This is a genomic window from Asanoa ishikariensis, assembly GCF_900107455.1.
GTDB lineage: Bacteria > Actinomycetota > Actinomycetes > Mycobacteriales > Micromonosporaceae > Asanoa > Asanoa ishikariensis.
Genome location: NZ_FNQB01000003.1, coordinates 790941 through 803232 on the forward strand (window position 1 = coordinate 790941; position 12292 = coordinate 803232).

The 12292-nt window shown below is 69.8% G+C and carries 14 protein-coding genes; 8 read left to right on the top strand and 6 right to left on the bottom strand.

The window, feature by feature from the left end:
* The first annotated feature begins 121 nt into the window (after positions 1 to 121).
* Positions 122 to 814, top strand: coding sequence for a GntR family transcriptional regulator (locus BLV39_RS27680; protein ID WP_090799176.1), 693 nt, complete (start codon positions 122 to 124; stop codon positions 812 to 814).
* Between the two features lies 1 nt (position 815).
* On the opposite strand, the gene BLV39_RS27685 is transcribed toward BLV39_RS27680, so the two are convergent.
* Positions 816 to 2003, bottom strand: a complete 1188-nt coding sequence (locus BLV39_RS27685; RefSeq protein WP_090799179.1) for an epoxide hydrolase family protein — start codon at positions 2001 to 2003, stop codon at positions 816 to 818.
* 172 nt (positions 2004 to 2175) lie between these two features.
* Here BLV39_RS27685 and BLV39_RS27690 point away from each other — a divergent pair, with 172 nt between their 5' ends.
* A complete protein-coding gene (locus BLV39_RS27690; RefSeq protein ID WP_090799182.1) occupies positions 2176 to 2625 on the top strand; it encodes a VOC family protein in 450 nt (149 codons plus the stop codon).
* Here BLV39_RS27690 and BLV39_RS27695 read toward each other — a convergent pair.
* Together BLV39_RS27695 and BLV39_RS27700 are read right to left on the bottom strand one after the other, a co-directional pair.
* The gene (locus tag BLV39_RS27695; protein WP_090799185.1) at positions 2620 to 3018 is read right to left on the bottom strand and encodes a VOC family protein; all 399 of its coding nucleotides are present in this window, start codon (positions 3016 to 3018) and stop codon (positions 2620 to 2622) included. The two genes, BLV39_RS27690 and BLV39_RS27695, sit on opposite strands and share 6 nt — an antisense overlap.
* Positions 3019 to 3028: 10 nt before the next feature.
* Positions 3029 to 3586 carry a TetR/AcrR family transcriptional regulator gene (locus BLV39_RS27700; RefSeq protein WP_176985103.1) on the bottom strand — a complete coding sequence of 186 codons (558 nt, stop codon included), beginning with the start codon at positions 3584 to 3586 and terminating at the stop codon, positions 3029 to 3031.
* A 78-nt stretch (positions 3587 to 3664) separates the two neighbouring features.
* Between BLV39_RS27700 and BLV39_RS27705 the strand changes: the two genes are divergently transcribed.
* On the top strand, positions 3665 to 4891 hold the full coding sequence (locus BLV39_RS27705; RefSeq protein ID WP_176985104.1) for an alpha/beta fold hydrolase: 1227 nt from the start codon (positions 3665 to 3667) through the stop codon (positions 4889 to 4891).
* On the opposite strand, the gene BLV39_RS27710 is transcribed toward BLV39_RS27705, so the two are convergent.
* The gene (locus BLV39_RS27710; protein WP_090799191.1) at positions 4888 to 5421 is read right to left on the bottom strand and encodes a TetR/AcrR family transcriptional regulator; all 534 of its coding nucleotides are present in this window, start codon (positions 5419 to 5421) and stop codon (positions 4888 to 4890) included. The two genes, BLV39_RS27705 and BLV39_RS27710, sit on opposite strands and share 4 nt — an antisense overlap.
* 119 nt (positions 5422 to 5540) lie before the next feature.
* Here BLV39_RS27710 and BLV39_RS27715 point away from each other — a divergent pair, with 119 nt between their 5' ends.
* Entirely contained in the window at positions 5541 to 6947 is a 1407-nt protein-coding gene (locus tag BLV39_RS27715) for an amidase (RefSeq protein ID WP_090799194.1), read from the top strand.
* Between the two features lies 1 nt (position 6948).
* On the opposite strand, the gene BLV39_RS27720 is transcribed toward BLV39_RS27715, so the two are convergent.
* Both BLV39_RS27720 and BLV39_RS27725 read right to left on the bottom strand, forming a co-directional pair.
* A complete protein-coding gene (locus BLV39_RS27720) occupies positions 6949 to 7692 on the bottom strand; it encodes a class I SAM-dependent methyltransferase (RefSeq protein WP_090799197.1) in 744 nt (247 codons plus the stop codon).
* An 88-nt stretch (positions 7693 to 7780) separates the two neighbouring features.
* Positions 7781 to 8563 carry a DUF4259 domain-containing protein gene (locus BLV39_RS27725; RefSeq protein ID WP_090799200.1) on the bottom strand — a complete coding sequence of 261 codons (783 nt, stop codon included), beginning with the start codon at positions 8561 to 8563 and terminating at the stop codon, positions 7781 to 7783.
* Positions 8564 to 8971: 408 nt separating this feature from the next.
* Between BLV39_RS27725 and BLV39_RS42485 the strand changes: the two genes are divergently transcribed.
* The 4 genes from BLV39_RS42485 (at position 8972) to BLV39_RS27745 (ending at position 12285) form a co-directional block, all read left to right on the top strand.
* Positions 8972 to 9475 carry a PH domain-containing protein gene (locus BLV39_RS42485; protein WP_143049906.1) on the top strand — a complete coding sequence of 168 codons (504 nt, stop codon included), beginning with the start codon at positions 8972 to 8974 and terminating at the stop codon, positions 9473 to 9475.
* 76 nt (positions 9476 to 9551) lie between these two features.
* Entirely contained in the window at positions 9552 to 10700 is a 1149-nt protein-coding gene (locus tag BLV39_RS27735) for an acyl-CoA dehydrogenase family protein (protein WP_090799206.1), read from the top strand.
* Entirely contained in the window at positions 10697 to 11533 is an 837-nt protein-coding gene (locus tag BLV39_RS27740) for an enoyl-CoA hydratase family protein (RefSeq protein ID WP_090799209.1), read from the top strand. Before BLV39_RS27735 ends, BLV39_RS27740 begins: the two co-directional genes overlap by 4 nt.
* Positions 11533 to 12285 (top strand): SDR family NAD(P)-dependent oxidoreductase, encoded by a 753-nt coding sequence (locus BLV39_RS27745; protein ID WP_090799213.1) that lies wholly within the window; start codon positions 11533 to 11535, stop codon positions 12283 to 12285. Before BLV39_RS27740 ends, BLV39_RS27745 begins: the two co-directional genes overlap by 1 nt.
* The last annotated feature ends 7 nt before the right edge of the window (positions 12286 to 12292 follow it).

Genomic DNA, 12292 nt, shown 5'->3' on the forward strand with positions numbered 1-12292 from the left:
CGGGTTTCGGCACACTGAACCGGGTCTGAGCACGGTTTATGCGGCCCGCGGCGAAGGTTCGACATCCGGCTCAGGTTTCGAGATTGTGCCGATGTCTCAAATTTCTCCTACACTGTCAACCATGCCACGTGGTGAGACCCGCGCGGAGCGCATCTACGCCAACCTCCGCGGCGACATCCTGACCGGCCGACTGCTCCCCGGTCAGCGGCTGCCGTTCGCCGACCTCGGCGCCCGCTACAGCACGAGCGTCGGCGTCCTCCGAGAGGCGCTGTCCCGGCTCGTCGAGCAGGGCCTCGTGCTCTCGGAGCCGCAGCTCGGCTTCCGGGTCACGCCGGTCTCCGAGGAAGACCTGCGCGACCTGACGAGCACGCGGATCGACATCGAGACGCTCTGCCTACGACACGCGATCAACCACGGCGACCTCGCGTGGGAGTCCCGCGTCGTCGCCGCATTCCACACGCTGGACCGCACGCCAGAACTGGCAGTGGTCCAGCCGCGCGCCGTCAACGAGGACTGGGCGACCGCACACGCCGCGTTCCACGCCGCGGTCCTCGAAGGCTGCCCCAGCCGGCGGCTCCGCGACATCGCGGCATCGCTGCGCGACGCCTCGGAGCTCTACCGGCGGTGGTCACGCCACCTGGGCAGCGAGGACACGCGGGACATCCCCGGCGAGCACCGCGCGCTGCGCGACGCGGTGCTGGCCCGCGACGAGGAACAGGCGGTGGCGGCGCTGACCAAGCACATCTCCTACACGACCCGGGCCCTGCTCGACTCGGCACCGGCCGAGCTGATGGCGGAGACAGCCGACGCCTGACTTATCGGAGGGACCGGAACGCGGCGCGCACCTCGCTCGCGAACAGCTCCGGCTCTTCCCAGGCGGCGAAGTGGCCGCCCCGGTCGGCCTCGTTGAAGTAGGTGAGGCTCGGGTAAGACTGCTCGACCCAGCTCCGTGGCGCGGCCCAGACCTCGCCGGGGAACGTGGTGAAGCCGACGGGCACCGAGACGTCCGGAGGAGCCTGGCCCGACTCGAGCGTCGCGGCCAGGACACGTCCGTCCTCCCAGTACGACCGGGCGGCGGAGTCGGCGGTGCCGGTCAGCCAGTACAGCGTGATGTTGTCGACGATGTGGTCCCGGGTCAGGTTGCCCGCCGGCTCGCCGTCGACGAACGCGCTGGAGATCTTGTAATAGCTGTCCGTGTCGTGGTCGAGCATCCACGCCGCCAGAGCCACGGGTGAGTCGACGAGGGCGTAGCCGATCGTCTGCGGCCGCGTGACCATCTCGAGGAAGTAGCCGGAGCCGTTCGCCCTGAACGTGTCGACCTGCGCCTGCGCGGCCCGTTCCGCCTTGGATTTCGTCGGCTGGGGTCCACTGAGCACGGTCAACAGCACGTTGATGTGGATGCCGAGCAGCCCGTCGGGGCCTTGGCGACCCATCGCGTCGGTGACGGCGGCCCCCACGTCGCCGCCTTGTGCGACGTAGCGGGTGTAGCCGAGGCGCCGCATCAGCTCCGCCCAGGCAAGCCCGACGCGGCCGGCGTTCCAGCCGAGGTCAGCGGGCTCGCCCGAGAAGCCGTAGCCGGGCATCGACGGCAGCACCAGGTCGAAGGCGTCCTCGGCGCGTCCGCCGTACGCGGTCGGATCGGTGAGTGGGCCGACCGTCTCGAGCAGCTCGATGACCGAGCCGGGCCAGCCATGCGTCATGATCAGCGGCAACGCGTTCGGGTGCGGCGACTTCACGTGGATGAAGTGCACATCGACCCCGTCGATCTCGGTCTTGAACTGCGGCAACGCGTTGAGTTTCGCCTCGCACCGTCGCCAGTCGTAGTCGCCCGCCCAATAGTCCGCAAGCTGGTGCATCGTCGCGGACTGCACTCCTTGCGAGCGGTCTTCGACGAGTTCCTCGTGCGGCCAGCGGGTCGCGGTGATGCGGTCGTGCAGGCGCACGAGCTCGGCATCAGAGGTCTCGACCACAAACGGCCGGATCCCCGCGGTCGTGACAGACATGTCGCACTCCCCTCCATCGGGCGGGGGGCCAACGACCAACGATACACTCGTCGGCAGTCCTATGTGGATGGTGTAAGAACTTGCCCGTTGGGAAGGCAGCGTTCGTCGTTCACCAGCGCTGGAGAGGAACTACGCTGAGTTCGGTCCGCTTGACACGGACAGGAGACGAACGATGAACGTGAATCTTGAGGTCGTCAGCATCCCGGTGTCGGACGTCGACAGAGCCGTGGAGTTCTATCGCGACCGACTCGGCTGGCGAGTCGACATCGAAATCAAGGACGAGAACTCCCACGTAGTGGAGATCACGCCGACCGGCGACGGCCACGCGTCGATCGTGTTCGGCCTGCCGATGCCCGCACCGCCAGGTTCCATGCGCCACCTCGAACTGGCGACCCCGGACATCGTCGCGGCGCGCAACGAGATGGCCGAACGCGGCGTCGACATCACGGAGGTCTACCACGGTGGTGCGGCTGCCGTGTTCCAGCCCGAGGCACGCATCCCGGGACCGGACCCCGAACGGAACAGCTACGAGTCGTACGCCTCGTTCGCCGACCCCGACGGGAACGGCTGGACGCTCCAGGAAGTCACCAAGCGCCAGGCCGGCCGCGCGCCCGCCTCATAGGTCGGCCTCGACAGCGAACGTGTTGCCGTCCGGGTCCTGGAACCACGCGATCCGGCCACCACCGGCCCGCGCGGTGATCCCCTTGGCGTCGTGGTCGAACTGCTCGTAGCGGGTGAGCTCGACCCCGGCCGACACGAGCTCGTCGACGATCTGGTCGAGGTCGTCGACGTACCACGTCGCCAGGGTCGCCGCGGACTGCCCCGCGGTGGCCGACTGGTAGACGTTGAGCGCCGGCCCGCCACCTGCACCGTAGACGCGACCGCCGTCAGTGATCCTGGCGCTGGGTCCTGACCACAACGGCTGAAGTCCCAACTTGCCTTCGTAGAACGCGACCGCCTCCCCGATGTCGGAGACGGCGACCGAGGCTCGAAGGTGATGCGCGCTCAACGGCATGCACACCCTCTCACGGCGTCGACAACATTCCGGCGAGCAGGACGTCGAGTGCCACGGCACGCTGCTCGGGGGTGTCGGTCACCTTCGCCATGCGGAGGAACGTCGCGACGTCGTCGACGGTGAGGCCCTCACGCAGCCCGCCGGCGGCGCGCAGGCGGGTCGTCGCCGGCGCCACGACGTTCTCGAGCAGGCTCAAGGCGTGTGTCACGGTGCGGCCGCTGGCGTACGCCAGTGCGTTGAAGGTGTTTCCCTCGGCCTCCGGCATCGTGCAGCTCTCCGTGAACATCGTGCGGAACGCCTCCCGTGGATCCGGGAGCAGCGCGGCCCGGTCGGCGGCCTCCTGGGCCGGGCGCATCATCTCGGTGAGCGCCGCCTCGATGAGGTCGTCCTTGCTCGGGAAGTGCCGGTAGAGGCTGCTCACCGCCATGCCGGCCCGGTGTGCCACCTCGTCGAGCTTGACGTCGGGGCCGCCGCGCTCCCGGAAGACCGCCACTGCCGCCTCGACCAGCCGTTGCCGGTTGCGCACCTGGTCCTTGCGCGGCGCCGAGGCCTGTGCGGCAGCTCTCATGCACGAAATGGTAGCACGACTCCGACTTTGGCTATGGTGAAACGAGAGTTCCACTCCCATATCGAAGGAGTCCGCACCATGCCTACCGAAGACCTCATGCGCACCGCACTGCACAGCTATCTGGACGCGCTCAACAACCTGGATGTCGACGCGGCGCTCGCCCTGTTCGCGCAGGGCAGCACGCTGGAGGACCCCGTGGGCACGGGCGTCGCCGCCGCGCACGACCGCCTGCCCGTGATGTTCACGCAGATCCCGGCCGGCTCGACGTTCACATTGGACACTCCGGTCCGCACGTCACACGGCTCCTCCGCGGCGATGGCCTTCTCCCTCCGGACGGTCGTCGACGGCGTACCTGTTCAGGTCCGGTCGCTCGACGTCATGGACTTCGACGACGAGGGTCTGATCACCCACATGAACGCCTACACCGGCCCGTCCGACCAGGAGTTCGGCGCGAAGGCCGACCTCGACGGCTTCGAGCACGGCTACGCCGTGGCCAACGGGGTGCGACTGCACTACGAGATCGGTGGTGCCGGCGAGCCGCTCGTCCTGCTGGACGGCTTCCCCCGCACCACGCACGCCCTCCACGGCATCATGTCCGAGCTCGTGAAGCGCTACCGCGTCATCGCCGTGGACTACCGGGGCCAGGGCGGATCGGACAAGCCCGCCGACGGGTACGACAAGAAGACCATGGCGAAGGACGTCTACGAGCTGGTCCGCGCGCTGGGCTACGACAAGGTCAACATCGCCGGCGGTGACATGGGCGGGATGGTCGCGTACACGTTCGCCGCGAACCACCCATCGGCCACCGCGAAGCTGGCGCTCTGGGACAGCGGGCCGTTCGGCCCGTCCCACGCGACCATCCAGGCCTTCCCGCCGCCCGGCGCGGGGAACACCTGGTGGTATCCGCTCAGCCAGATCGACGGACTGCCGGCGAAGCTCCTCGCGGGGCGGTTCCGGCCGGTGATCGACTGGGCGGCCGACCACTTCGCGGTGCACCCCGAGAAGATCACCGAGCAGGACCGGGAGATCTATGCCCAGGCGTACGCGTCGCCCGAGGCGGTGACGGCGGCGTTCGCCACGTACGGCGCCTACCACCAGGACATCGCCGACAACGCGACCTACCGGCCGCTCACCATGCCGGTCCTGGTGCTGGGCAACAGCTTCACGCTCCCGTTCCTCAAGTCGGAGCTCGCGGCGCAGTTCCCCGACACCGCCCGCTACGTGACCATCGAGGACACCGGTCACTACATCGCGGAGGAACAGCCCGAGGCCCTCGCCGCCGAGCTGGCTGCGTTCTTTGGCTAGCGGTTTGCCGACAGGGAGGCGAGTGCCTCGGTGAGGATGCGGTCGCTGAGCTCGGTGCCGGCGGTGGCCCGGGCGAGGAGCAGGGCGCCCACAGCCGTGCTCACAGCGGCCGTGTCACCGAGCTTGCCCGCGTAGTACGCGACTCCCTCGGCGTAGGCGGCGGCGACGTCGGGGTCGGCGGCGGGCATGTCGCGCGCGAAGCCGGCGAGCGGGCAGCCCTCGCCCGGGGAGTCGCGGTGTTCCGGCGAGAGGTAGTAGTCCAGGAAGCCGGCGCGGCTGCTCTCGTCGCCGGGCTCGCCGATGTTGTCCAGCCGCCTGCCGACCTCGGCCAGCCCCTGGTTCAACGCCTCGACGGCGAGGGCGTCCTTCGACGCGAAGTGCTTGTAGAAGCCGCCATGCGTCAGGCCCGCACCCGCCATCACGTCCGCGACGCTCACCTGGGCCACGCCGCGCTCACGGAACAGCCGTGTGGCCGTCTCGACGACCCGCCGGCGGTTCTCCTTCGCCTGTGCTTGCGACACCCGACTCATAGCTTCCAGCTTAGATGACGATTTTCATATAAACGGTTGCGAGCCTCAGATGAGGAACGTAATCTAAGAGTAACGGATCTTGTACGCAGCGTCACCACCGGCCCGAGAGGGGAATCACCATGGCCACCGACCTCAACCACTTCGACGCGACCGAGATCGCCGAGCTGATCCGCACCAGGAAGGTGTCCTCGGTCGAGGTGGTGCAGGCGCACCTGGACCGCATCCAGGCGGTCGACTCGAAGACCAATGCCGTCGTCACGCTCGCCGACGGTGCGCTGGATGCCGCGCGCGCAGCGGATTCCAAGCTCGCGACGGGCGCATCGGTGGGTCCCCTGCACGGCGTGCCCTTCACGTCCAAGGACTCGTTCGACACCGCCGGGGTGGCCACCCAACGCGGATCGCCGATCTTCGCGGGCCGGGTCCCGGACACCGACGCCACTGCCGTGGCACGCATGAAGGACGCCGGCGCGATCCTGCTGGCGAAGACCAACCTGCCGGAGTTCTCGTACTGGATCGAGTCCGACAACCTCCTGACGGGCCGGACGAACAACCCCTGGGACCTCGACCGCTCCCCCGGCGGTTCCAGCGGCGGCGAGTCCGCGGCGATCGCGGCCGGGATGTCCCCGCTCGGCATCGGCAGCGACCTGTCCATCTCGCTGCGCGGGCCGGCGGCCGACACCGGCATCATGGCGCTCAAGGCGACCCACGGCCGTGTCCCGATGACGGGGATCTGGCCGCGCGAGCCGCGCCGTGACTGGCACGCCGGCCCGATGGCCCGCTCCATCCGCGACCTCAAACTGGCGTACTCCGTCCTGGCCGGTCCGGACGGTTTCGACGGCTACTCCGACTTCCCGCGCGAGTTCGACGCCGGCCTGGGCGAGACACCGGACCGCCCCGTCCGCGTCGGCTGGCTCGTCGACTCGGGACTCGGCCCGACCGACCCGGAGGTTGCGGCAACGGTGCGGGCGGCCGCCGACGCGCTGCAGGCAGCGGGAGCCCAGGTCGACGCGGTGAGCATTCCGGCCCTCGAACGGGACAACCCGCTCGACCTGTGGATGCGGGAGCACCGCATGGAGATGAAGCCTCCGGTGCGGGAGGTCACCGCGGGTCACGAGGACGAGATGTTCCTGTATTCCAAGACCTTGATGGGCCTGCCCGATATTCCGGTGGCGGACTACGTGGACGCGGACGAGGGCCGCGAGCGGCTGCGGGACGGCTTCAGCGAATACTTCCAGGGGTACGACCTGCTGCTGCTGCCGGTGACGACGTTCCCCGCGCACGAGCACGGGCTCACGAAGACGACCGTGGACGGCCAGACGGTAGACGCGTTCCACGTGAGCTCGACAACGGTCCCGTTCAACCTGACCGGCCTGCCGGCCCTGTCGATGCGCTTCGGCACGGCCAGCGACGGCATGCCCATCGGCGTGCAGCTGGTGGCCAACTGGCACGCGGAGTCGACGATCCTGCACATCGCCTCACTGCTGGAGTCGCTGAGCCCGGTCCGCGACCTGCACCCCGCAATCTGACTCAGCGCTTCGCCTCGATCAGGGTGCGCGTGGAGTGGGCCACGAACGCACCCTGATCGCGGATGCGCGCGTCGAGTCGCTCGAGGCTCTCGGCGTAGCGGTCGACCGTGAAGTCCGGAACCCACCACACGCACTTACGCAGAAGGTAGACAACGGCACCGACGTCGAAGAACTCCATCCGACAACGCGCAGTCCGCAGGTCCACGATCCGCAGCCCGGCCGACCGGGCGGCCTCGGCCTCGCGCTCAGGATCGCGCCCTTCACGAGACAACGGGCCGAGGAACCACTCGATCAGCTCGTACGCGGATCCCGGCCCGACATGCTGCGCGAAGTACGTGCCGTCGTCGGCCAGGACGCGGGCGATCTCGTGCCAGTCCGGGCTCACCGGATGCCGGCTGCTCACCAACTCGAAGCTGCCGTCGGTGAACGGCAACGGCCGCCCCTGCTCGACGGAGACGACCTCGACGCCCCTGTGCGACAGCAGGCGACGGGCACGGTCGGCGTTGGGCGCCCAGCCCTCGGTAACAACCATCCGGGCGGGCAGTCTCGGCGCCTGAGCGATGAGCTCTCCGCCGCCGGTGTCGATGTCGAGGGCGGAGCCGACCCGGTCCAGGCGCTCGGCAAGGAGGCGCGAATAGCCCCACGAGGGCCGCTGTTCGGTCGCCCGCCCGTCGAGCCAGTCGAAGCTCCATCCGGACACGTCCACCGCGGCAGCCTCGTCGACAAGCTCACTGAACGCACGCACACAGACATCGTCCCGAGACCGTCAACCGGAAATGCCCTTAGCGCGTGGTCAGCGAGGGTCCGGGATACCGAATTCGGGGTGGCAGAGGTTAGGCGCGGCCAAAGTCGGTGGGGAATTCGGCTGCCTTCGTCCTGAAAGCCCGGCCTATGGGGTCGATGCCGTGGTCCACGGGTGCGAAGAAGGCGTCGCCGGGCGACTCGCCGTTCAGGGCTTCCTCCACGAAGCTCGCGGTCTCGGTCAGCCCGAAGTAGCGCAGCGCGTTGATCGCGCGCCGGACGTGAAACGGCTCGTTGACCTCCAGAGCGAAGCCCAGGCCGCCACTCATCGCGGAGTTGTAGACGCGGAGCAACGACGCCAGGTGCTCAATGCCCGGAGGGGTGCCTTCAGGCATTTCACCGTCGGCGCCGGAATCGGTGGCCTCGTTCCAGATGTGGTCAAGCTCGTCCAACCCGCCTCCGGCGAGCACCCGCGACAGTTCCGCGATCGTGTCGCGCGCCTCCGCGGCGTCCGTGTCGTCGACCCAACCCTGCTGCCATGGACCGGCGACGAACAGCAAGGCTTCGCGCGCGATGCTCGCCAACCTCGGCGCGGGTGCGCCCAGCCGGACGTCGGGGGCGAGGTCGTTCTCGGCCAACGATTCAAGGCGCTCGGAGAACTGTCGTCCGAAGGGCAGGGTCGCCGCGACGATCGCCGCGGCGGCCACGACCTCGTCCGGGAAGAACTCCCGCCCGAGCAGATCGGGCTGGTTCCTCACGAGCAGGAACAGGCGCTCCAGCTCCGCCGCCCGCCCATCGGGAGGCTGTTCGGCGAGCTCCTCCAGGAAGTCCATGGCGCCGTCGCTGGAGAACGGGTCCGTCCCGAACGTTCCCATGTTCGCTGCCTCCCCAAGACGACGGTCGGCTAAAGCTACAAGATCCAGGACTGAGCGGGCCGACCTCCTGGCCGATGGCTTCGCGAGCGGCCAGCGTCGATGATGGTGCGAGCCGGCTGAGGGGTGGTTCGGGTGGTCTCGCGGGTAACGATGCGAAGGGCCTTCGCCGTCGGCGTGGGGATTGCGGCGGTGTCGGCAGGTTGGTTCGAGGCGACGTACTCCGATGGCCCCAGCTACTGGCGCGATTTCGCCGTCCGCATGGGGCCGTGGCTGTTGTACCTCCTGGCGATGGTCCTTTTCGCGGTCCGACAGCGACGCCTCTCGCGCACGGTCGCTTTCGATCTTGGCGAGAACGACCGGGCCTTCCGCACCCGTGTGAAACCTGAAGCCGTTTGGTATCCCGCCGCCATGACAGTGGCGCTCACCGCCGCCTTCTGGGCCCTCGGACCGTCCACTTGGGAGGCCGGAGCCGATCCGGAGTGGCAGCTCACGGTCGTCGAGGTCGTGGCCACGGTCCCTCTGGGCCTGGCGACCGTGGCGCTCCTCGGATCCCAGCTCTACACACTCTGGGCAGGGCTGCCCGCCGTCGTGCTGACGGCGCACGGAGTGCGGCTGCGGTCCCCGTTCGGCTACCAGGTGGTGCCATGGAACGCGCTGCGAGCTGATTGCCCGCCCCGGCCGGACCCCGGAGACCGCTTCCTGCACCTGGCCGTCGAGCGAGGACTCGGCGCACGCCGGAGGGGCCTCGCCCTCATCCCGCTCCCTTGGCTCGACATCCACCCCTGGTTCCTGGCCGACGCGATCAGGCACTACGCCGCCCACCCCGAACACCGGGCCGCGATCGGGACGCCCGAAGAGCACGAGCGACTTCGCCACCTGCTCCTCGCCGGAGCGGGAGCCGCCGCAGCATAGATTGCGATCTGTTGACGGGCGTCACAGATGCATTAGAGTTAGCCGGGCCGTACGTGCCGACCCGGGAGGGACGCGGATGGTCGAGTTTCGCCTGAGTGCCGAGCATCAGCGGTTCGTCGGCTGGGCGCGGGCGACGGCGGCCGAACAGCTTGTCCCGCTGGCCCGGCACGACGGCAGAGTCAACCGGCCGCTGCTGCGAGCCATGGGCGACCTCGGGCTCCTGCGCGCCGCGTTCGGTGGCACCGGCGACCAGCCGCGCGACGCCGCCGCCCTCCAGCTATGCCTGCTGCGCGAGACGATCGCCCAGGTCAGCGCCGAGGCCGAGACCGCGTTGGCACTGCAAGGGCTGGGCAGCTACCCCATCCTGCAGTCAGGCACCGCCGAGTGCGTGGCCCGCTGGATCCCGCAGGTCGTGTCGGGCCAGGCCGTCGCGGCGTTCGCCCTCTCCGAGCCCGACGCCGGCTCCGACGCGGCGGCGCTGAAGCTGCGGGCCGAGCGCGACGGTGCCGGATGGCGGCTGACCGGCGAGAAAATGTGGATCTCGAACGCGCCGGACGCCGACGTCTACTCGGTCTTCGCCCGCACGACGCCGGACGCGCGCGGCAAGGGCGTCACCGCGTTCGCCGTGCCGGGCGATACCGACGGGCTGTCCGGCGAGCCGCTGGACATGCTGTCCCCGCACCCCATCGGACGATTGGTCTTCGACGGCGTGTACGTCGGCCCGGACGCACTGCTCGGCGAGGTGGACGGCGGTTTCGCCGTCGCCATGCGGACCCTGGACCTGTTCCGGCCCAGCGTGGGCGGGTTCGCGGTCGGCATGGCCCAGTCCGCCCTGGACGCCACGGTGGCACACGTGCGGACCCGGCAGGTGCACGGCGGCCCCCTGGCACGGCAGCAGGCGGTCGCCCACCGGATCGCCGACCTGGCCACGCAGCTCGAAGCCGCCCGGCTGCTCGTCTACGCCGCCGCGGCCGCGTACGACGCCGGAGACCAACCGCGGGACCAGCGCCGCCGGTCGGCGATGGCCAAGCTGTTCGCCACCGAGGCCGCGCAGCAGATCGTCGACGGCTGCGTGCAACTCCACGGCGCGGTCGCCCTCCGCAGCGGCCACCTTCTCGAGCAGCTCTACCGGGATGTGCGGTCCCTGCGCATCTACGAAGGCGCCTCCGAGATCCAGCGCACCATCATCGCCCGCGACCTGATCGACTTGGATGCCAGCAGATGACCGAGCCGTACCGCTTCCACGCCTCGCCCCGGCTGACCACGTCGTGGGACAACTTCCGGTTCGCGAAGGCCGACGGTGTCGCCACCGTGACGCTGGACCGCCCGGACAAGCTCAACGCGCTCACCTTCGAGAGCTACGCCGACCTGCGCGACCTGCTCGCCGAACTGCCACACCACCAGGACGTACGCGCGTTGGTCATCCGCGGTGAGGGCAAGGGGTTCTGCGGCGGCGGCGACGTCAACGAGATCATCGGCGAGCTGGTCACGATGGAGCCGCGCGACCTGATGCGGTTCACCAAGATGACCGGCGACGTGATCCGGGCGATGCGCGAGTGCCCGATCCCGATCGTCACCGCGATCCACGGCATCGCCGCGGGCGCCGGGGCCGTGGTCGCGCTGGCGTCGGACTTCCGGGTGGTCAGCACGTCCGGCCGGTTCGCGTTCCTGTTCACGAAGGTCGGGCTGTCCGGCGGCGACATGGGTGCCGCGTACCTGCTGCCGCGCGTGGTGGGCCTGGGCCGGGCGACGGAGCTGCTGATGCTCGGCGCCACGATCGACTCGGCGACCGCCGACCGGTACGGCCTGGTGTCCCGGCTCGTGTCCGACGACGAGCTCGACGCCTCGGTGGCCGACCTCGCCCGTACGCTCGCCGACGGTCCGACGCTCGCCTTCGCCCAGACCAAGTCGCTGCTCACGCGGGAGCTGGACATGCCCATGTCGGCGGCGATGGAGCTCGACGCGATGACCCAGGCGCTGCTGATGACCACGAAAGACCACGCGGAGTTCCATGCCGCCTTCACGCAACGGCGCCCTCCGCGCTGGCAGGGGCGCTGATGGACGGCCGCGTCGCGCTGGTCACCGGCGCCAGTCGCGGGATCGGTCAGGCGGTCGCCCACCGGCTGAGCGCCGAAGGTGCGCGGGTCGCCCTGGTCGCCCGCGACAAGGGAGCGCTGGACGAGGCCGCGGCCGGTTGCGCCGGGCCGGTGCTGGCCATCCCGGCCGACGTCACCGACCCCGAGCAGGTCGAGTCCGCGTACGCCACGGTCGAGCGCACCTGGGGACCGGTGGAGATGCTCGTCGCCTGCGCCGGCGCGGGGCACTCCGCCCGGCTCGACCGCACGTCCGACGCCGACTGGCAGCGGATGCTGGACCTCAACCTGACGGCACCCTTCCGGTGCATCCGGCGCTGCGTGCCGGCGATGCGCGCGGCGGGCTGGGGCCGGGTAGTCGTCATCGCGTCCTCGGCGGCTCACATCGGCGAGCCCTACATCGCCGCGTACACCGCCAGCAAGCACGGTGTTCTGGGTCTGGTCCGGTCCGCCGCCGCCGAGCTCGCCGGGACCGGCGTGACGGTCAACGCGGTCGCGCCGGGCTACGTCGACACCCCGATGACCGACGTCACCGTCGAGACGATCGCGGCGACCACCGGGCGCAGCCCGCAAGAGGCCCGGCGCCTGTTGGAGCGCAAGCAACCCATCGGCCGGCTGATCCGGCCGGACGAGGTCGCCGACGCGGTCTGGTTCTGCCTGGCCAACGGTGCGGTCACGGGCCAGGCCATCAATGTGGACGGAGGCGCGGTGCAGTGAGCCTGGA

What these genes read in the sequence shown, in the direction of transcription:
- BLV39_RS27690 (WP_090799182.1), top strand. Translation starts at nt 2,176, where the DNA reads ATGAACGTGAATCTTGAGGTCGTCAGCATCCCGGTGTCGGACGTCGAC.
- BLV39_RS27680 (WP_090799176.1), top strand. Translation starts at nt 122, where the DNA reads ATGCCACGTGGTGAGACCCGCGCGGAGCGCATCTACGCCAACCTCCGC.
- BLV39_RS27735 (WP_090799206.1), top strand. Translation starts at nt 9,552, where the DNA reads ATGGTCGAGTTTCGCCTGAGTGCCGAGCATCAGCGGTTCGTCGGCTGG.
- BLV39_RS27695 (WP_090799185.1), bottom strand. Translation starts at nt 3,018, where the DNA reads ATGCCGTTGAGCGCGCATCACCTTCGAGCCTCGGTCGCCGTCTCCGAC.
- BLV39_RS42485 (WP_143049906.1), top strand. Translation starts at nt 8,972, where the DNA reads ATGACAGTGGCGCTCACCGCCGCCTTCTGGGCCCTCGGACCGTCCACT.
- BLV39_RS27700 (WP_176985103.1), bottom strand. Translation starts at nt 3,586, where the DNA reads ATGAGAGCTGCCGCACAGGCCTCGGCGCCGCGCAAGGACCAGGTGCGC.
- BLV39_RS27710 (WP_090799191.1), bottom strand. Translation starts at nt 5,421, where the DNA reads ATGAGTCGGGTGTCGCAAGCACAGGCGAAGGAGAACCGCCGGCGGGTC.
- BLV39_RS27685 (WP_090799179.1), bottom strand. Translation starts at nt 2,003, where the DNA reads ATGTCTGTCACGACCGCGGGGATCCGGCCGTTTGTGGTCGAGACCTCT.
- BLV39_RS27740 (WP_090799209.1), top strand. Translation starts at nt 10,697, where the DNA reads ATGACCGAGCCGTACCGCTTCCACGCCTCGCCCCGGCTGACCACGTCG.
- BLV39_RS27705 (WP_176985104.1), top strand. Translation starts at nt 3,665, where the DNA reads ATGCCTACCGAAGACCTCATGCGCACCGCACTGCACAGCTATCTGGAC.
- BLV39_RS27725 (WP_090799200.1), bottom strand. Translation starts at nt 8,563, where the DNA reads ATGGGAACGTTCGGGACGGACCCGTTCTCCAGCGACGGCGCCATGGAC.
- BLV39_RS27715 (WP_090799194.1), top strand. Translation starts at nt 5,541, where the DNA reads ATGGCCACCGACCTCAACCACTTCGACGCGACCGAGATCGCCGAGCTG.
- BLV39_RS27745 (WP_090799213.1), top strand. Translation starts at nt 11,533, where the DNA reads ATGGACGGCCGCGTCGCGCTGGTCACCGGCGCCAGTCGCGGGATCGGT.